Annotated in this window: 16 protein-coding genes; 15 read left to right on the plus strand and 1 reads right to left on the minus strand. The window is 61.6% G+C overall.

Annotation, left to right across the window (positions count from 1 at the left end; all coding sequences use genetic code 11):
- Window positions 1-36: 36 nt before the first annotated feature.
- From treS to thiL, 7 genes are all read left to right on the plus strand, one after another.
- Complete coding sequence (gene treS, locus VGG22_03780; GenBank protein HEY1727485.1) at window positions 37-3228, plus strand: maltose alpha-D-glucosyltransferase; 3192 nt, start codon at window positions 37-39, stop codon at window positions 3226-3228.
- Entirely contained in the window at window positions 3225-5021 is a 1797-nt protein-coding gene (treZ, locus tag VGG22_03785) for a malto-oligosyltrehalose trehalohydrolase (GenBank protein HEY1727486.1), read from the plus strand. Before treS ends, treZ begins: the two co-directional genes overlap by 4 nt.
- Window positions 5006-7837, plus strand: a complete 2832-nt coding sequence (gene treY / locus VGG22_03790) for a malto-oligosyltrehalose synthase (GenBank protein HEY1727487.1) — start codon at window positions 5006-5008, stop codon at window positions 7835-7837. The genes treZ and treY overlap by 16 nt, the downstream gene beginning before the upstream one ends.
- Before the next feature lie 134 nt (window positions 7838-7971).
- Window positions 7972-8727 (plus strand): YebC/PmpR family DNA-binding transcriptional regulator, encoded by a 756-nt coding sequence (locus tag VGG22_03795; GenBank protein HEY1727488.1) that lies wholly within the window; start codon window positions 7972-7974, stop codon window positions 8725-8727.
- Between the two features lie 8 nt (window positions 8728-8735).
- Window positions 8736-9794 (plus strand): PASTA domain-containing protein, encoded by a 1059-nt coding sequence (locus VGG22_03800; protein HEY1727489.1) that lies wholly within the window; start codon window positions 8736-8738, stop codon window positions 9792-9794.
- A complete protein-coding gene (rpe, locus tag VGG22_03805) occupies window positions 9791-10468 on the plus strand; it encodes a ribulose-phosphate 3-epimerase (GenBank protein ID HEY1727490.1) in 678 nt (225 codons plus the stop codon). Before VGG22_03800 ends, rpe begins: the two co-directional genes overlap by 4 nt.
- 47 nt (window positions 10469-10515) lie before the next feature.
- The gene (gene thiL, locus VGG22_03810; protein ID HEY1727491.1) at window positions 10516-11472 is read left to right on the plus strand and encodes a thiamine-phosphate kinase; all 957 of its coding nucleotides are present in this window, start codon (window positions 10516-10518) and stop codon (window positions 11470-11472) included.
- Here the strand turns inward: thiL and rpmB are convergent.
- Complete coding sequence (gene rpmB / locus VGG22_03815; GenBank protein HEY1727492.1) at window positions 11469-11660, minus strand: 50S ribosomal protein L28; 192 nt, start codon at window positions 11658-11660, stop codon at window positions 11469-11471. The genes thiL and rpmB overlap by 4 nt on opposite strands.
- A 170-nt stretch (window positions 11661-11830) precedes the next feature.
- Between rpmB and VGG22_03820 the strand changes: the two genes are divergently transcribed.
- The 8 genes from VGG22_03820 to VGG22_03855 are packed head-to-tail and all read left to right on the plus strand — an operon-like array spanning window position 11831 to window position 19909.
- On the plus strand, window positions 11831-13366 hold the full coding sequence (locus VGG22_03820; protein ID HEY1727493.1) for a DAK2 domain-containing protein: 1536 nt from the start codon (window positions 11831-11833) through the stop codon (window positions 13364-13366).
- A complete protein-coding gene (gene plsX, locus VGG22_03825; GenBank protein ID HEY1727494.1) occupies window positions 13323-14378 on the plus strand; it encodes a phosphate acyltransferase PlsX in 1056 nt (351 codons plus the stop codon). The genes VGG22_03820 and plsX overlap by 44 nt, the downstream gene beginning before the upstream one ends.
- Window position 14379: 1 nt before the next feature.
- Window positions 14380-15228 carry a DegV family protein gene (locus VGG22_03830; GenBank protein HEY1727495.1) on the plus strand — a complete coding sequence of 283 codons (849 nt, stop codon included), beginning with the start codon at window positions 14380-14382 and terminating at the stop codon, window positions 15226-15228.
- A 6-nt stretch (window positions 15229-15234) separates the two neighbouring features.
- Window positions 15235-16353 (plus strand): radical SAM family heme chaperone HemW, encoded by a 1119-nt coding sequence (gene hemW / locus VGG22_03835; GenBank protein ID HEY1727496.1) that lies wholly within the window; start codon window positions 15235-15237, stop codon window positions 16351-16353.
- Complete coding sequence (locus VGG22_03840) at window positions 16328-17428, plus strand: PIN domain-containing protein (GenBank protein HEY1727497.1); 1101 nt, start codon at window positions 16328-16330, stop codon at window positions 17426-17428. The genes hemW and VGG22_03840 overlap by 26 nt, the downstream gene beginning before the upstream one ends.
- The gene (gene ispD / locus VGG22_03845; GenBank protein ID HEY1727498.1) at window positions 17425-18123 is read left to right on the plus strand and encodes a 2-C-methyl-D-erythritol 4-phosphate cytidylyltransferase; all 699 of its coding nucleotides are present in this window, start codon (window positions 17425-17427) and stop codon (window positions 18121-18123) included. Before VGG22_03840 ends, ispD begins: the two co-directional genes overlap by 4 nt.
- Complete coding sequence (gene ispF, locus VGG22_03850) at window positions 18123-18596, plus strand: 2-C-methyl-D-erythritol 2,4-cyclodiphosphate synthase (GenBank protein ID HEY1727499.1); 474 nt, start codon at window positions 18123-18125, stop codon at window positions 18594-18596. The genes ispD and ispF overlap by 1 nt, the downstream gene beginning before the upstream one ends.
- Entirely contained in the window at window positions 18593-19909 is a 1317-nt protein-coding gene (locus VGG22_03855; GenBank protein HEY1727500.1) for a glutamate--tRNA ligase family protein, read from the plus strand. Before ispF ends, VGG22_03855 begins: the two co-directional genes overlap by 4 nt.
- The last annotated feature ends 5 nt before the right edge of the window (window positions 19910-19914 follow it).

Below are 19914 nucleotides of genomic sequence, written 5' to 3' on the forward strand. Positions count from 1 at the left end.
GCTAATGGGGGGCGCACAGCCCGGGGCGAAGCGCCATTGGATTGGTATAAGGACGCGGTCATTTACCAGCTTCACGTCAAGGCGTTTTATGACGGCAACGACGATGGAATCGGAGACTTTCGCGGACTGACCGCCAAGCTCGACTACATCAGGGATCTCGGCGTCGACGTGATCTGGCTCTTGCCGTTCTATCCCTCGCCGCTGCGTGACGACGGCTACGATATCTCCGACTATTACGGCGTCCATCCAGCGTACGGAACGATGGGGGATTTTCGCGCCTTTTTGCGCGCGGCGCATGCGCGTGATTTACGCGTCGTCACCGAGCTCGTCATCAACCATACATCGGATCAGCATCCGTGGTTTCAACGCGCACGGCGTTCGCGGCCGGGCTCCGCGTGGCGCGACTTTTACGTCTGGAGCGAAGACGACACGAAATACGCGGGGACGCGCATCATTTTCAGCGACACCGAAAAATCGAACTGGTCGTGGGACCCGGTAGCGAAGCAGTACTACTGGCATCGCTTTTTCAGCCATCAGCCGGACCTGAACTTCGATAACCCGCGCGTTTTCGAGGCCGTGGCCAACGTGATGCGTCACTGGTTCGACGCCGGTGTCGATGGGATGCGTCTAGATGCGGTTCCGTATCTCTGCGAGCGAGAGGGTACCAACAACGAGAATCTTCCCGAGACGCACGCCGTCATCAAGGGATTGCGCAAGATCGTTGACGACGAGTATCCGGGCCGATTCATCCTTGCGGAAGCGAATCAATGGCCGGAAGACGTGCGCGCTTATTTCGGCGACGGCGATGAATGTCACATGGCGTTTCATTTCCCGCTGATGCCGCGGATGTTCATCGCGATCGCATCCGAGGATCGCTATCCGATTCACGACATCATGAATCAGACCCCGCCCATTCCGCAAGCGTGCCAGTGGGCAATCTTTTTGCGCAACCACGACGAGCTGACGCTGGAGATGGTGACCGATCGCGAGCGAACGTTTTTGTATTCCGTGTATGCCCCCGACATTCGCGCCCGCCTGAATCTCGGAATTCGCCGCCGTCTGGCGCCGCTGATGGATAACGACCGCCAGCGCATGGAGCTGATTACGAGTCTCCTGTTTTCAATGCCGGGGACGCCCGTGATGTACTACGGCGATGAAATCGGAATGGGCGATAACATCTATCAGGGAGATCGCGATGGCGTGCGGACCCCGATGCAGTGGTCGATCGACCGTAACGGCGGCTTTTCGCGAGTCGACGCGCAGCGTCTCTATCTTCCAATCATTCAGGATCCTGTCTACGGTTACACGTCGGTCAACGTCGAGGCGCAGGTCCGCTCGTCATGGTCGCTGCTCAACTGGATGCGCAGGATGCTGGCGGTCCGCAAAGCGCAGCGTGTGTTCGGGCGCGGTTCGATAACGTTTCTACACCCCGAAAATCGCAAGGTGCTCGCCTACGTGCGCGAGTTCGAGGGGCAGACGGTCTTATGCGTTGCCAATCTCTCGAACGTTCCGCAATTCGTCGAGCTCGATCTTAGCCGTTACGTCGGGAGCGTTCCGATCGAGATGTTCGGCTGGAGCGCGTTCGCGCCGATCACCGGTAATCACTACGTGCTCACACTCCCGCGCTATGCTTTCTATTGGTTCTCCCTCTCGCCGGACCCGGTCGCCCGGGAGACGATGACGGTGGTTCCGGAATTCGTTACAGTCGTTTTGCCGCACGGGTTGCGCAGCTTTTTGAATCCGGCCGCGCGTAAGACCTTCGAACAAGAAGTCGTTCCGGCGCTGCTGCCGGCGCGCCGTTGGTTCAACGCGAAGAACGCGACGATTGTCTCGTCACATGTCGTCGACGCCGGAACGCTTGGCGAAGATCGCGACGGTTCCGTGCTCCTGACGCCGATCGACGTCCACTTCGCCAACGGACACGCCGAGCGTTATCTGCTGACTCCGTCGCTCGCGCTCGAGGCCGGGGGAGAATATCCACCCACGGTCGTCGCAAATGCAATTTGCCGCTTTCGAACCGGTCCGCTTGTTGGACTCGTTCACGACGCATCGCAGAGCGACACGTTTTGGAATCTGCTTGCGCGCACGATACGCGAGTCGATGCGAATCGGTGCGGAACATGGTGTGTTCGCGGGAGCCGCGAGCGAGAGCTTTGCTGCGCTCAGCCTGGACTGGCCGGCCGAGATACAGCGCGTCCAGGCTGAGCAATCGAACTCTTCCGCGATCGTCGGCGGGAAAGTAATGCTCAAGCTCTATCGGCGCTTGCAATCCGGAATTCATCCGGAGATCGAGATGTCGCAGTTCTTGCTCGCGCACGGTTACGCTAACACGCCCAAGATTTTGGGGACGCTGACCTACCTCGACGAAGGCGGAACGCCGACGGCGATCGCGGTTGCACACGAATTCGTCCTGAGTCAGGGTGACGGGTGGCGCGTGACGCTGACGTTCCTCAAGGCCTTCCTAGAGCGACGGCTTGAAGAGGATCCACTCGCAATCTATACGCGCTACGCGCGCATCTTAGGACGCCGGCTGGCGGAGATGCACGCCGTGCTTCGTGTCGACGAACGCGATCCGTCGTTTGCTCCTCAAGCATTCGAGATGGACGATCTCATCTCGCTCGGAGAGGAGATCGCGGAGTCCGCGACCTCGATACTCGAGCTCGTCGACTTCAGCATCCCGGCTCTCGGTGCGGCACAAGAAGATGCACGCCGCCTCGTTGCGCACCGCGACGATCTGCTCGCCCGCATTCGCGAGCTCGCGCGGGAAGCGCGTCCGACGTACAAAACGCGCATTCACGGCGACTTTCACTTGGGACAGGTATTGGTCGTAACCGACGACGTTCTGATCGTCGACTTGGAGGGCGAAACGCAACTGCCGTTCGAGCGCCGCCGCAACAAGCATCCGCAACTGCGCGACGTCGCGGGAATGCTGCGATCCTTCGACTACGCAGCGGTGCACTCGCTCGTGGACATCGGTCCGGAGCGCTTCGAAGAAACGACGAGCGCCTTTCGCGAGGAGATCGAGCGCTGGCGCCGCGGCGCGATCGATGCGTTTCTCTCGGAGTACGAGACCGTTTCCGGCGCGCCGGTCGACCGGCGTCTGCTCGATTTGTACGTCGTCGCAAAAGCGATCTACGAGCTCGGATACGAGGTCTCGAATCGTCCGACATGGGCGCAGATTCCGATGCGAGGCCTCCTGGCGCTGCTCGATACCGTAGCCGCGCGGTGACACGGTTGGAGTACGAGCTAATGTGGGGCGCGGACGTCCGTGAAGACGGCGTCCGCTTTCGCTTGTGGGCTCCAGCTGCACAAAACGTCTCGACTGTGCTGATCGGCGGTGACGGCGAGCGCATCGTCCCAATGAAATATGGCGGAGAGGGATGGTACGAATGCATCGATCCCTCCGCGCACGCGGGTACACGTTACTTCTTCGAGATCGATAGCAAAGACCGGGTTCCCGATCCAGCCGCGCGCTTTGCGCCGGAAGGCCCGCGCGGTCCAAGCGAAGTCATCGATCTGTCAAAGTTTCGCCCGAATAAGCGAACGAAGGGGATCCCGGCTTTCGAGCGGCTCGTGCTCTACGAGCTGCACGTCGGCACGTTTACGAAGTCCGGGACGTATGCCGAGCTGGCTACGCGTCTCGATTATCTCTCCGAGCTTGGAATCAATGCCATCGAGCTGATGCCGCTCGCGGATTGGCCGGGCGAGCGCAACTGGGGATACGATGGCGTGCTCTTCTACGCCCCGGCGCATCGGTACGGCCGTCCCGAGGAGCTCCGCGCGTTGATCGACGCTGCGCACGCGCGTGGGATCGCGATGTTTCTGGATGTCGTCTACAACCACTTCGGGCCGCAAGATAACTATTTGCGACGCTATGCGCCGCAATTCTTCACGCGCGATCACGCGACACCGTGGGGAGAAGCGATCGACTATAGCTCGCCGCACAACGACCCGGTACGCAGGTTCGTCATCGACAACGCTGCTTATTGGCTGCGCGACTATGGATTTGACGGTCTGCGTCTGGACGCCACGCAGGCCATCTTCGATACCCGCAAACCGCACGTGCTCGGCGCGCTCGCGCTGAGCGCCAAGAGTGACCCATTCTCTACGGCATACCTCGTTCTCGAAAATGACGACAACGACGTCCGGCTCCTGACCGGCGGCTACGATGCACAATGGAACGATGATCTGCATCATTGCTTGCACGTTGCCTTGACGGGCGAACGTGACGGCTACTATCAGGACTACATCCAGGATCCCGTCGGCCTCCTCGGACGAACGCTTACACACGGTTTTGCGTACCAGGGCGAACCGTCTGAATTTCGCGAGGGCCGCGCACGTGGTGCGCCGAGCGGCGGGCTCGAGCTCTCGAGCTTCGTGAACTTTCTCCAGAATCACGACCAAATTGGGAACCGCGCCTTCGGAGACCGGATCACGGCGATTGCGGCACCGGAGGCCGTTCGGGCTGCGACGGCCGTCTTGCTTCTCGCGCCGTCACCTCCGATGCTGTTCATGGGAGAAGAATGGGGCGCATCGAGTCCGTTCCTATTCTTTTGTGACTTCGAGCCTAGGCTGGCTAAGCGAGTTACAGAAGGACGCCGCAACGAGTTTGCGCGTTTTGCGCGATTCTCGGATGCGAAGCTGCGTGCTAACATTCCAGATCCCTCAGCGGAAGAGACGTTCCTACGGAGTAAGCTCGACTGGGACGAGCCTTCGCGCGAGACGCATCGCGAGCAGCTCGAGCTGCACCGGGAATTGTTGCGGATTCGTCACGTCGAGATCGACCCGCGGCTGCATGCGCTCTCGGGACGCGACGCATGGTACGAGATGCGCGGAGCGCGAGCGCTCTTCGCGCGCTGGGTGCTGGCGCAAGAAAGCGGCCTGGTCCTCGAAGTGAATCTCTCCGATGCGCCGCAAGCCGGCTTTACCGAACATGCGCGCGGCCGTCTCTTGTACGCGACGCATGACTCGTTCGCCGGTGGCGTGGCGCCCGGCTGGAGCGTACGGTGGAGCATCGAATAGCGGTCGTACCGCTCTCGACGTACCGGCTGCAATTCTCGCCGCGTTTCCGGTTTGCGGATGCCTCGGCGATCGTTCCATATCTCGCGGAGCTTGGAATCGGAGCAATCTACGCGTCGCCTTATCTTCGTGCACGACCCGGAAGCGAGCACGGTTACGACGTCGTCGATCACAACGCGCTCAATCCCGAGATCGGAAATGCCGACGAGCATCGCGCGATGATCGCTGCTGCTCAGGAGCACGGCCTCGGTCACGTCCTCGATTTCGTTCCCAATCATATGGGGATTCTGGGCATGTCCAACGCGTGGTGGTTCGACGTGCTCGAATGGGGACAGGATTCGCCGTTTGCGAAATTCTTCGACATCGAATGGCACCCGCAGCGCGCCGATCTCGCGGGAAAAGTGCTGTTACCGTTCTTAGGCGATCACTACGGCCAAGCACTCGAACGCGGCGAGCTCAAGCCTCGCTTCGACGCGGAGCGGCGGATGTTCGTCGTGACATACTACGATCTCGAGTTTCCGCTCGCGCCGCAGACGTATGCGCCCATCCTGGCACATGCTGCTGCACTGGCCGACGCACGCACTTCCCGAGCCTTGCGCACGCTAGAAGCAAGTTTCGAATTGAACGGCGGCGACGCGCGCGCGCGAACGTCGCTCGCCAAGGACGAGCTCGCTGTCCTGCTCCGTGATGACCCGAGCGCGGCGTCTGCGGTCGAGCGCAGCCTCGGTAATTGGCGGCCGCACGGCAGCGGGAACGGCGAGGTCGAGCACCTGCACGCGCTGCTCGAGCAGCAGCACTATCGCCTGGCCTCGTGGCGAGTCTCATTGCACGAGATCAACTACCGGCGGTTCTTTGACATCAACGAGCTTGCTGCGCTGCGTGTCGAGGACGCCGAGGTTCTGGCGCAGACGCATCGCCTGATCTTCGACATGATCGCGGATGGACGCTTACAGGGGCTGCGGATCGATCACATCGACGGCTTGTTCAACCCGGGTGCGTATTGCCGGCTGTTGCGCGAGCGCTCCGCGGTGCTCGACCAACCGCTATACCTTCTCGTCGAGAAGATTCTGGCTCGATTCGAGCGGCTCTCTAAGAGTTGGAGTGTGGACGGTACGACCGGCTACGATTTCATGAATGAGGTAAACGAGCTTTTCGTAAGCTCCCGTTCCGAGGCCGCGTTCGATCGTATCTATACCGAATTCGCAGCGTCGGAAGAGCGTTTTGAAGACGTCGCCTATACTGCCAAACAGTACATCATGCGCAACGTACTTTCGAGCGAGCTGACGCTTTTGGCCAACTCGCTCTCGCGCATCGCGTTGTCCGATGTGCGTTCGAGCGACTACACCTACGAGGGGTTACGCGATGCGATCGCGGGTGTGGTGGCGGCATTCCCCGTCTATCGCACGTATATCTCGGGCGGCCCGATTGACGAAGAGGATCTCCGTTTCATCGAGTGGGCGGTCGTCCAAGCTGCGCGGCACAGCGAGGTCCCGGATGATACCGTGTTCGAGTTCGTCGCCGACGTCCTCACCGGAAAGATTCTCGAGACGCCGCATTCTCACTATGATCCCGGCGAAGTGCTGCACTTTACAATGAAGTTCCAGCAATACACGGGGCCCGTGATGGCAAAGGCGGTCGAGGACACGGCGTTCTATCGCTACGTGCGTCTCATATCGCTCAACGAAGTCGGCGGCGATCCACGGCGCTTCGGCGCGCCGACAGCTACGTTCCATCGCCGCAACTCGATGCGCGCGGAAGATTTTCCGCGCACCCTGCTCGCGACCGCGACCCACGATCACAAGCGCGGCGAAGACACGCGCTTGCGAATCGACGCGCTCTCCGAGATGCCGGGACGTTGGCGGCAAACCTTGCGCGCGCTGACGCGCATTGCGAAGGAGCGCGCGCTCGTCGAGTCGATGCATGCGCCGACCAGACGAGACGAATACGCTATTTATCAAACGCTGGTAGGGACGTGGCCGACCACGTGGCTGCAAAGCGACGAGCGGCCGCCGGAGCCGGAAGTCGAGAGCTACGTCGCGCGTCTTTCCGAATGGTGCCGCAAAACGATCCGGGAAGCGAAACTGCAATCGAGCTGGACGCACCCGAACGAGGCCTACGAAGAGGCGACGCTCGGATTCATCCGTCGAATCTTTGAAGGGGGCGCCGCACACATCTTTCAGCGTGAAATGCAGCGGTTGCTCGGCGACGTCGCGCTGGTCGCGATGGTCTCGGGGCTCTCGCAGGTGACGCTCAAGCTTACATCTCCGGGCGTAGCCGACGTCTATCAGGGCTGCGAGCTGTGGGATTTCTCGTTGGTCGACCCCGACAATCGCCGTAACGTTGATTTCGTTCATCGCGCGCGATTGCTTGAAGAGATCCGGCGCGACGCCGGTTCGCCGAACCGGATACGATTCGTGCAAGAGCTGCTCGGATCGTGGCCGGATGGGCGAATCAAGATGTTCGTAACGTGGTCGTTGCTGCAGCTACGAAAAGCGTACGACGCCGCGTTCGTTTCCGGCTCGTACCGCTCGCTTCGTACCGGCGGCCGTCACGGAAACTCGCTCGTTGCCTACGCACGCGATCACGTCATCGTCGTCGCGCCGCGCCTCGTATATCCGGTCCTGCGCCGAATGGATGATGGAATGCCGCATCTCGATTTCTCGAACGAGTACGTGGCGCTGACCTCCAAGCTGTCCGGCCGCTACACGAACATCTTCACGAACGAAGAGGTGCACGTCGAAAGTACCCGCCGCCCGCGCCTCGACGCTCGAACCCTGCTGAAAGACTTCCCGGTTGCTGTCTTGGTGCCGAAGGCGTGAATGTTGTTACGCGACCCCTCGGGGAATCGTGAAACATGGAAACGGTGAGGGAGCGGCCGTTCGGGGGCCCCATGCGAAGCATGGGGGGCGCGCAGCCTAGGGCGAAGCGCCTGTAAAACAGAAAGCGCAAGGCTATGTCCGGGCACTCCAAGTGGCACAATATCAAGCTGCGCAAGGGAAAAGCCGACGCGCAACGCGGCGCGCTATTTTCAAAGCTGTCAAAAGAGATCATTCTTGCCGCCAAATCCGGTTCGACCGATCCGGAAGCAAACTATCGGCTGAAAATGGCAGTTGAGAAAGCGCGCGAAAATAATGTCCCCGCCGACAACATCAAGCGCGCGATCGCGCGTGCTGCGGGCGAAGGCGAGCGCGACATTGAAGAGATTCGTTACGAAGGCTACGGTCCGGCCGGCCTTGCGGTCGTCATCGATGCCGCGACGGACAACAGGAATCGAACCGCGTCGGAGATCCGTTTTCTGTTTACGCGCAACGAGGGCAACCTGGGTGAGACCGGCAGTGTCGGGTGGATGTTCGACGCGCGCGGCTTCCTTGACGTCGAAAATGCGAAGTTGGACGAGGATGGCCTCACCGAAAAGGCTCTATTTGCAGGCGATGGCGTGATCGACGTACGGTTTGGGGCCGAACGGTCCGAGATTCTTACGGAAGACACGGCGCTGGGCAACGTGCGCGAGGCGCTCAGCGGCCAGGGTCTGCGCGTCACCGATGCATATGTCGGGATGGAGCCGAAACAGCCGCTGCACGCGGAAGGCGAGACTCTGCGCAAGATGATTGCGTTCCTGGACGCTCTCGAAGAGCACGAAGACGTGCAACGCGTCTACTCGAATTTGCATTTGGACGAAGCGCAGGTCGAGGCCTTAGCGCGCGCTTGATAGCGAAGTTGAAGCCGCAGGCGAAACGTCTGCCGCTCGCAGAGGCGCGCCGCTGGCTTGCCGACCGCGATCTCGTCCTTGCGCTGGCCCTCGCTTTCGCAGTCGGAGTCGGCGTGTGGTTCTTTCGCGCGATCGAAGACTTTTTCGCACCCTCGGGCGCGACGATTCTCGTACCCTCGCTGGTGGGGCAGACCGAAACCGACGCGATCTCGCTAGGCGAGACGCTGCACTTGAAACTGGTCGTCGTTTCGCGCGCAATCAGCGAACAATTTCCGCGCGACGTCGTGATGGCGCAGCAGCCTTCATCGGGGACGCGTGTCCGCGAAGGCCGTCAGGTGTCCTTGATCGTCAGTCAAGGCGTCAACATTTATACGATGCCGGATCTGCGGTTCTCGTCATTGCGTGATGCCGGCCTCACGCTGTCGCGTCTGAAACTCAATCTGGGCAAGACGACGATGGTCGCCGACGATGACGTACCGTTCAATCACATCGTCGCGCAAAACCCGCCGCCTTTGGCCAGCGTCCGCGAGGGTTCGAGCGTGAGCTTCGTGCTTTCGAAGGGGCCGCCGTCGAATGTTCGGGCGCCGGACTTCGTCGGAAAAGATATCGACACAGCACGCGCCGATGCACTGCGCGCAAAAGTGCATCTCGGGCAAGTCGTGTGGACGCCGTTTGGCATCAAGGGTCCACCGCGCGGGATCGTCGTCCGGCAAATCCCAGGACCGGGCATCCTCAGTGACCCGCTCGAGCCCGTCTCGCTGCAAGTCAGCGCAGGGCCGGGGGAATACGGATATCTCATTCGCCAAGTACATACGGCGGTGGTTATACCGAATGACGAAAGCGGTCAGTCACAACGCGTTCGTATTAGCGTGCGCGACGATACCGGTGAGTGGAACGTTTACGATGGATTTGCCATGCCGGGACAGCGTCTGGACTTCGACCTCACCGTCGTCGGTACGTCGTCGGTCGACGTTTATTTGAACAACGAGCTGCAAAGCCAAACACAGCTCGGCAAAGAACCGCCGCGGCCGACACCGTCGCCTGGACGCATCGGACTGCCGAAGTGACGCGCAAGGTTCGCATCGCGCCGTCGATACTCGCGGCGGATTTCTCGAAAATTGCCGACCAAATCGCCGCAGCCGAAGCGGGCGGAGCCGATATGTTTCATCTGGATACGATGGACGGCTCGTTCGTTCCGAACATCAGCTGGGGCCCCAAGATCGTCGCCGACCTGCGCAAGCTCACCAAGCTTCCATTTGACGCGCATCTGATGATCGTCGAACCCGAACGTTACGTCGATCGCTTCATCGAGGCCGGTTGCCAATACGTGACGTTTCACTACGAAGCGACACCGCATGCGCACCGTTTATTGACGCATTTGCGGTCGGCAGGCGTGAAGGCCGGCATCGCGATCAATCCGCAAACCCCGGTTGCGATGCTCAAAGACATCATCGACGTAACGGACATGGTGCTCGTGATGAGCGTCAACCCCGGGTTCGGGGGGCAACCGTTCATCGAGCATGCGCTTGCGAAGCTGGTGGAAGCTCGTGAGCTGATCGATGCGTCTAACCCGGAATGCGAGCTCGAGATCGATGGCGGAATCGGGTCGGCGAATATCGAGCGTGCGTGCGAAGCGGGCGCAACGATTCTCGTCGCGGGATCGTCCGTTTTTGAGGAGCACGATCCCGCAAAGGCGGTGCGCTCGCTCAGGGAACGCATCAGCGGCCGGTCACGCAGCTGACGTCGACGCGAAGCGCTGAAGACCGCCTCATCGAGGCGATACGCGCAATCGCGACGACGACATACGCGTCGCAAGGGAAGAAGATACGTGCCGGCATCGGAGATGATGCCGCGATTTGGAAGCCGGCGCGCGACGCCGAGAGTGTCGTTACGACCGATGCGCTCGTAGAAGACATTCATTTTCTGCGCGACGGCATGAGTGCGGCCGACGTCGGTTGGCGTGCGCTGGTATCGAATCTCTCCGATCTTGCCGCAGTCGGGGCGCGTCCCGTCCTCGCAACGATTGCGCTCGGTGTTCCGCGCGGCGTCCATGAAGACTGGATACTGGATTGCTATCGCGGCATGGCAGAGCTGGCAATCCGAAGCAAAATCGCGCTTGTCGGCGGAGACGTCGTCCGCGCGCCTGCGCTGTTTCTTTCGATCACCGCGATCGGCGAAGTGCGTCCGTCGCACCGAAAGATGCGCAGCGGCGCACGGCCCGGTGACGTTCTCGCGGTCACAGGTCCGCTGGGCGCGAGCCGCGCCGGAATCGACGTCTTGCTCGATCGTCCGAACCTTGACGAGCAGCATTTCCGCGACGCGCTCGCCGCCTATCGACGACCGCACGCGCGGCTGGCTGAAGGCCGGCGTTTTGGCGGATCGGCGAACGTTCACGCGATGATGGATATCTCAGACGGACTCTCGACCGATCTGCATCGCTTGTGCGCCGCCTCGCACGTCGGAGCTGAGATCGATGCCGGTGCGCTGCCCGTCGCGACGTGCGCATATCCGATCGCAGAGGCGCTGAAAAAGGAGCCGCTCTCCTACGCGCTTGGGGGCGGCGAAGATTTCGAGCTGCTGGTTGCGATCGCGCCGCGCGCGTTTTCGACGATTGCAAACCGCTTCGAGCACACGTTTGGGCGCCCGCTCTCTCGAATCGGCGCGATTACGGCCGAAGAATCAGTTCGCTTGCGCGACGACGCCGGAGTGCGCGCGCTCGAGCCGACGGGCTGGGAGAGCCTCTAGCCGGCGCGGCGGACTTTCTTGGCGCGCAAGCACGAGGTGCAGACGCGTGCGGTGCGGTGCGTGCCATGATCGTCGACGCGGACGCGCTGAAGATTCGGAAGCCAGCGGCGCTTCGTTTTGTTCATGGCATGGCTGACGTTGTTACCCGCCATCGGTCCCTTGCCACAAACATCGCAACGCTTCGCCATCTAACTGCCCTTCGATAAAAGACACGCTTCGCCGAAACGCCGGCGGAGCAACCGCGGAATAATACCACGCCGGGTGGTGAACTGTCCACGACAGTCCTCCTTTGGGAGGGAAGCGGGCGAGAGTCGGTCAGCCAAGGAGAGGCCCCCGCGCTCCCCCAAGGACGGGCCGCATGCGGGCTGTCACCGTTCTCGACGGTCAAGGCTTCATCAAGCTCATCGCCGCCGGCGCGTACTTCCTTAAGAAGTATCGCGTTCTGCTGAACGACCTCAACGTTTTTCCCGTCACCGACGGCGACACGGGATCCAACCTCTACGTAACGGCGAGGTCGGCGCTCCTCGCGGCGGGGCGGGCTCGGGGCAAGTCTCTCGGCGAGATCGCCACGGCAGCGGCAGGCGGAGCGCTGCTCGGCGCGCGCGGGAACTCGGGCGTGATTTTCTCGCAGATGCTGCGAGGGTTTGCGGATGCCGTGCGCAGCCCGCGAGTGGTCACGTCTTCCGAAGTTGCTCCGGCGCTTCAGCGAGCCGTCGCAGAAGCCCGAGCGGCCCTGCTCGATCCCGTTGAGGGCACGATCATCTCGGTTGCAGCTGCGGCCGCGGACGAGGCCGCTCTGGCAGGCACGCACGCGAACGATCTTTACGAGCTGGGCGAAGCCATCGTGCGCGCCGCCGGGGACGCGCTCGAACGCACGCCGCAGCAGCTTGCGATCTTACGCGATGCCGGTGTCGTCGACGCCGGCGGCGCGGGACTGTTATACTTTCTCGAAGCCATCTTGCGTTTCGGTTCCGGCACACGTGCGCGTGCGACGTCCTATCCGCGCCATGCGCATCGAACCCGGGCTTTCATCGAACGTCAAGATGTCTCGTCGAACAAGTACTGCACGGAATTCGTGTTGAGTGAAGCCTCGATCGAACCGCATGCGCTCAAGACGCATTTGACTCCGCACGGCGATTCGCTGCTGGTCGCCGGCGCGCGACCGACGTTGCGCATTCACATTCATACCGATATTCCGGAGCGGGTGCAGTCGATCGCTGCCGAACACGGAACGGTCGATCGTGTCAAGATCGACGACATGCAGCAGCAGCATCGCGTCCTGCTCGCGCAGCGGCCTAAGCGCGCGCTCTCATTCGTTGTCGTCGTCCCTGGAAGCGGATTCGAGCGCATCGCGCGCGAGCTGGGTGCAGCCGAAACGATCGTAACGCAAGAGAAGAAGCCGAATCGCGAAGAGATCGCGGACGCGATCGCCGCGTGCAACTCGGATGTCGTCGTCGTTCTGCCGGACGATCCGAATACGAACGTGCTCGCCGAAGAGGCCGCGGCTGCAACGAACGGCAGCGCCGTGATCGTGCTACCGCCGTATGGCGCGGCTGCGAGTTTGGCGGTATTGGTCGAATTCGGCGGCCGCATGGAAGCCGGGCCCGTTCCATCGCGGATCGAGCTTGACGCAGCCGCCACGCGCGTGCGTGCCGCGACGATCGGGGCCGACCTCCTCACAAACGGTGCTCCCGAACAGGTGCTCGGGGATGTTGCGCTCCGTCTGGGCGCGGTCTCGGGAGGACTTGTGACGCTCTACTACGGGGGAACCCAAGAGGAACGCGACGCGGAGAACCTGACGAATGCGCTTCGCGAGCGCATGCCGAAGGTCGAATTCGAATGGTTTTACGGTGGGCAGCGAACGTCGGAGTACGTGGTGGCATTTGAACGGTAAGGATAGACCCGTCATTGCGGTTGACGCGATGGGTGGGGACAACGCACCTCGCGAGATCGTTGCCGGCGCAATCGCCGCGTATCGCGACGGATTTGCGCGTGTCGTCTTAGTCGGCGACAAAGAGCGTATCCGGCCGTTCTACACAGGCATAAGCGAAGACGAGATCCCGATCGTGCACGCGCCGGAAGTCATACCGATGGACGTAGCGCCATCGCAGGCGATTCGCGGCGCAGAGCATACGAGCTTAGGCGCGGCCGTCGAGCTCGTGCGTGACGACAAAGCCGACGCGATCGTCTCGGCGGGATCGAGCGGCGCATTTCTGGCGATTGCGTTGATACGCTTGCGAACGATTACGGGGATCGCGCGGCCCGCGATCGGTACGATTTTGCCGACGCCGATTCAACCGGTCGTGCTTATCGACGCCGGCGCGAACGTGGATTGCAAACCCGAGTGGTTGATGCAATTCGGGATCATGGGCTCGGCGTACGCGCAGGCCGTGCTCGGCGTGAAGAAGCCGCGCGTAGCGATCGTATCGATCGGCGAAGAGCGTGGCAAAGGGAATGCGCAAGTCCTCGAGGCAGCCGAGCTACTCGAGTCGGCTCCGATTAACTTCATCGGAAATGCGGAAGGCCGCGATGTCTTTTCGGGCCGCGCCGACGTGCTCGTGACGGATGGTTTCGTCGGTAACGTCATGCTCAAGCTCGCAGAGGCAGAAAGTATTGCTCTGCAGGGGGCGATTCGCGACGCATTGCTCTCGAGCGGCCCGGACGTACAGCTCGGTGCACTCTTGACGCGGCGGGCCTTCACGCGTCTCAAGCGCACTCTGCACTATGAGACATATGGCGGGGCGCCATTGCTCGGGTTGCGCGGAAATTGCATCGTGGCACATGGCCGCAGCAGCCGCATCGCAATTCGCAACGCAATTCGAGTCGCCGCGACCGAAGTGCACGAGGACGTCGTCGGGAAGATCGCGAGTCTGGTCGCGCCGCTCGTACAAGCCGCGCGCGCGTAGCTTGCGCGTCGCAGTCGTCACCGACTCGACGGCCGATCTCGAGCCGGAGGCCGCTGCGCATTTGGGCATCGATGTCGTCCCGCTCTTCGTCAACTTCGGTGAGTCGAGCTTTCGCGACGAAATAGACATCACGCGCGACGAATTCTATGCGCGCTTGGGTGCGGGCGACGTGCTACCGACGACGACGCAAGCTTCGACTGCGAGCTACGCCGAATGCTTTGCGCGTCTTGCCGATGCGGGACGAGAGATCGTTTGCGTCTCGATCTCGAGCGCGCTTTCGGGGACGATCAACGCTGCTTACGCGGCCGCCAAGGATGTCTCTTCTGCGGTGATTCACATCGTCGATTCACGTACGGTCTCGGCAGGCCTCATGCTGCTCGTCCGTACCGCCGCAGAACTGGCGGCAGAAGGAAAGACCGGCACGGAGATCGTGCGGAAGATCGAGGAACTGCGCGCGCGTCAGCGGCTGTTTGCGGCGATACCGGACCTATCGCACGCCGTGCGGACCGGACGGGTCTCCAAAGGAATGGCGATGCTAGGCGGGATCATGAAGCTCTCACCCGTGATCACACTCGACGAGAACGGCAAGATTGCAGAATTTGCGCGAGTACGCACATTCGAACGCGCGCTGGAGACACTTGTAGAGGCAACAGTCGTGCACGTCGCTTCCGCCGCCGGCGCGCGCATCGCGATCGTCCATTCGCGCGCATTCCGAACGGCCGAAGCGCTGCGCGACCGCTTACTTGCGAAACTGACGACGCGGCCGGCCCGCTTGGAGATCGTCGAAACAGGACCCGCAATCGCGGTGCACGCCGGTATCGGAGCCGCCGGTATCTTTTCCGTGTTCTAGACGCCGATGGCTTCGATCTACGTCCATCTCCCATTTTGCCCGTACATCTGCCCATACTGCGATTTTGCCAAGTGGCCGTACCGGCGCAGCTCGGCGGAACGTTATCTTTCCGGATTGCACGCTGAGATTGCATCCGCGCCGCCGGTGGTGGCGTCGACATTGTTTTTTGGCGGCGGCACCCCGAACACGATTGCGCCGGAGGCGCTCGTCGAGCTGATCCGGGCGCTGAGTGCGCGATTTGGTCTGGCCGCGGACGCCGAGATCACGCTCGAAGCGAATCCGGATCCGGACTTATGCGAGGCCTTGCTCGATTACCGGCGCGCGGGCGTCAACCGTTTGTCGATCGGCGCGCAATCCTTCGAAAGCGCGGAGCTGCGAACGCTGGGCCGGCAGCATTCGCCGCAAGACGTTACGACGGTAGTGCAGCGCGCCCGGAATGCCGGCTTTGACAATCTTTCACTCGATCTTATGTTTGCGGTTCCGGGTCAAACGCTCGAATCGTGGAAGCGTTCGGTAAACGCTGCGCTCGCGCTCGAGCCGCAACACATCTCGACGTACGCGCTCACGATCGAACCGTCAACACCGTACGAGGAATGGCAGAAGCGGCAGCCTGAGGCCTTCGTGGGCAACGATCTAGAAGCCGAGCAATACCGCTACGCGATCGATCGGCTCGTACAAGCCGGATTTGGGCACTACGAGGTTTCAAATTTCGCGCGCTCCGGATTCCGCTGCCGGCACAACCAGAACTATTGGCTAAACGGTGAGTATCTAGGACTCGGCGTTGGCGCGGCTTCGTATCTGGAGGGGACGCGGTCGGTCCATACCCGCGATCTCGAAGAGTACGTCCGCGCCGCGCTTTCCGGCGACCCGATCCCTGGGAGCTCCGAGCGCCTCGCGGGGGCGGCGCAGATCGGCGAGGCTGCGATGCTTGCGCTGCGTACCTACGAAGGAGTCGATCTGTCCCGTTTCCGCGAACGCTATGGGATTGATTTTCTGTCTTCATACCAGCGTTCGATCCGGGACCTCGAGGGGGCCGGGATGCTCGAAATAACACCGACGCACGTTCGCTTGACGGACGCCGGCAAATTTGTAGCCAACGATGTCTGCGCAGAGTTCATCGCGTAAGCCCGAAGCCGACGTTGCCGGAGCGCTGCTGCGCGTTCTGTTCGCGATCGCTTTTGCAACGGCGGGATTCTTGCTGGGACGCGAGCTGTACGACCGGACGCTTTCGCTCCACGTAGCAGGGGCGCGTTTACAGCTGACGCTGCTGATCGTTTCCCCCGTCGTCGGTGCGCTGGCGGGCGTGCTCTTGACGCCGTACGCGCAGGTCTTTTTCGAGAGCGCGCTATCCGCCACGGAGCGCAGTATCGAACGCCGAGCTCCAAGTGAGATCGCGGGCGGCGTGGTCGGACTCATCGCCGGATTGATCATCGCATTCCTGATCAAGAGTATTCTCTTCGACTACATTCGCTTCGTCGGCCAGGCCGGGATATACGTTGCCGCGGTGCTGTATTTGATCGTGAGCATCTTCGCCGCGTATCTCGGCGCGCGCGTCGGTGCCAAACAGCGTGTCGGCTTAGGGGGCGCCGACGGCGCGAAAGCCGTGCAGAAATTCCCCGCAAAGATCATCGATACGTCGGTGATCGTTGACGGCCGCATCACCGAGATCGTCGAGAGTGGATTTCTCGACCCGCCATATATCGTTCCGCGCTTCGTGCTTCACGAGATTCAATTGATCGCGGATTCGACCGATGGAATGAAACGGTCGCGCGGACGGCGCGCCCTCGACGTGCTCTCCAAATTGCAGGAAATCGTGCCGATCGAGATCAGCGAGATCGACTATCCCGAGGTCGTCGGTGTCGATGCCAAACTGGTTCGAATGGCGCGCGAGACGGGCGGGCGTCTCGTCACCAACGACTACAACTTGAATCGGGTCGCCCACGTCGAAGGCGTAGCAGTGTTGAACATCAACGAGCTGGCGAACGCGGTCAAGCCGATCGTTCTGCCCGGCGAGGAGATGCACGTCGCGATTTTGCGCGAAGGAAAAGAATCACAACAGGGTGTCGGCTATCTCGACGACGGAACGATGATCGTCGTCGAAAATGGACGCCGCTTGATCGGCGAGAGTGCCGACGTCGTGGTTACGAGCGTTCTGCAGACGGTAGCCGGTCGCATGATTTTTGCAAAGACGAAACGGTGAGCTGGGGCGCGGTCATCGTCGCTGCCGGAAGCGGCCAACGTTTCGGACAGCCGAAGCAATTGATCGATATTGCCGGAAAACCAATGCTTGCGTGGTCGGTCGAAACGTTCGCGGCGATGCCGGAAGTCTCGACGCTCGTCGTAACGACCGAAGCCGAATTCGTTCCTTCAGTCGAGACGCTTGTGAAACGCGCGGCGTCCAAACTCGACACGCGGGTGATCGTGGGTGGTGCCGAGCGGCAAGATAGCGTTCGACTCGCGCTGGTCGCGCTCTCCGAAGGTGCGGGAACCGGACCGCAGTATGCGTTCATCCATGACGGCGCCCGTCCGATGATTCGCATCGAGGACGTTCGTCGCGGAATGGCGGTGGTTGCGCCCGGCGTTGGTGCGTTGCTCGCGATCCCGGTCGTCGACACCATCAAGCAAGTCAATGGTTCGCGAAAGGTTACCGGCACGCTCGATCGGGCCAAACTGTGGGCAGCGCAGACGCCGCAATTCGGAATGCTCGATGACCTGCTGCGCGTGCACCGGGCTGCCCAGACGCAGGGAATTCGTGTCACCGACGACGCAGCGTTGCTCGAAGATGCCGGACTGGCCGTGATTGTCGTCGAGGGGAACGCGGAGAATTTCAAGGTAACCGTGCCGGCCGATCTTGCGCGTGCCGAGCTAATCTTGCGTGAGCGGGCCGCAGTCTAATGCGCATCGGCCACGGTTTTGACGCTCACCGGCTCGAAGCGGGGCGCAAGTTCGTTGTGGGCGGCGTCCAGATCGCACACGATCGAGGACCCGCCGGTCATTCGGATGGCGATGCACTGGCGCATGCGATTTCGGATGCGATCCTCGGCGCGTGCGCGCTCGGTGATTTGGGGACGCATTTCCCTTCCAGCGACGAACGCTGGCGCGACGCGGATTCGATGTATCTGCTGGCGGCGTGCGTCCAGATGGCCGCGGAAGCGGGATATCAGGTGAGCAATCTGGATGCCACCGTCATCGTGCAGCGGCCGGTGCTCGCGCCGCACATTGCTGCAATTCGTGCCTCCCTCGCAACCGTGCTCGGCATTGAGCTCGCGAGCGTGAGCATCAAAGCAAAGACGACCGACGGCATGGGATTCACGGGCGATGGGAGCGGAATTGCCGTGCACGCGGTCGCATTGATCGAGAGACGATGACTCGGCTCGACTACGACGTTCCGCAACGCGTCCGCTATGCACCCTCGCCGACCGGAGGCTTGCATGTCGGGAATGCGCGCACCGCGCTGTTCAATTACCTGCTCGCGCGCCGTACACGCGGTGCGTTCATCGTGCGCATCGAGGATACCGATGCGAGCCGCAACCGCACGGAGACGGAAGCGCCGCATCTCGAAGCGCTTCACTGGCTCGGACTAAGCTGGGACGAAGGCCCAGACGTCGGCGGAAAGTACGGTCCGTACCGTCAATCGGAACGCGCCGAAATCTATCGTGGGTTTGCGCAGCGCTTGCGTGAGGCCGGCCTCGCATATGAAAATGAAGGCGCATTGCGGTTTCGCATCCCGCCAGGCAAGACGAGCATCGATGATCTGGTGAAAGGAACGGTCGTTTTCGAGAACGCTTTGATCCCCGATCCGGTAATCGTCAAAACTGCCGGCGGTCCGACGTATAATTTCGCCGCGTCGGTCGACGACGCGCTGATGGAGATCGATGTCGTCGTGCGCGGGGACGAGCATCTTCCAAACACCCCGGTGCAAATGCGGATTCTCGAAGCACTCGATTTGCGAGCGCCACGCTACGCACATGTGCCGTTGATCCTCAACGAGCAGCACCAAAAGCTTTCGAAGCGTCACGATACCGTGAGTATCGAGGAGTTTCGCGAGATCGGTATTCAGCCGGGTGCCATGGTCGATCATCTCGCGCTTCTAGGATGGTCCGCGCCTGACGGACGTGAGGACTTGACGCTCGATGAGCTCGCAAAAGTCTTCTCACTCGAACGCGTGCAGCACGCGGGCGCGATCTTCAACGAAGGAAGGTTGCTGGCGTTCAATCAGCGCGCGTTGCGGAAGCTGCCGCGCGAGCGTCTGACCGTGCTACTGACGGAGTCGATGCAACAGTGGGGATACCGGCAAACGCCTGAGTGGATCGGCTTGTTCATCGACGCATACGGCGAAGAGCTGCAAACGATCGCGCAAGCGCGTCCATTCGTGACCGACCTCTGTGTAGACTCGATCGAGCTGCCATCCGAAGAGCGCGGTCTTTTCGAGGACCCCAGCGTCCGGCGCTTGCTGGCGGCGATTGCGGGCGAACCGGACGCGCGCAGCATCCCACGGCTTTCCGAGCAGTTCGGCGTCGAGAAGAAGCGAGCGTATCACGCGGTCCGCCTCGCGCTGACCGGGCACGCAAAGGGCGCGCCACTCGCGCTCGTCTTCCCGCTTCTCGGTGAAGCGCGCATCCGCGCGCGCATCGACGCGGCCGGCGCTTCCGGCAACCGTGACGCGGCAAATGCGCGTTAGTAGGT

The organism is Candidatus Baltobacteraceae bacterium, from assembly GCA_036489885.1.
Classification (GTDB): Bacteria; Vulcanimicrobiota; Vulcanimicrobiia; order Vulcanimicrobiales; family Vulcanimicrobiaceae; genus JAFAMS01.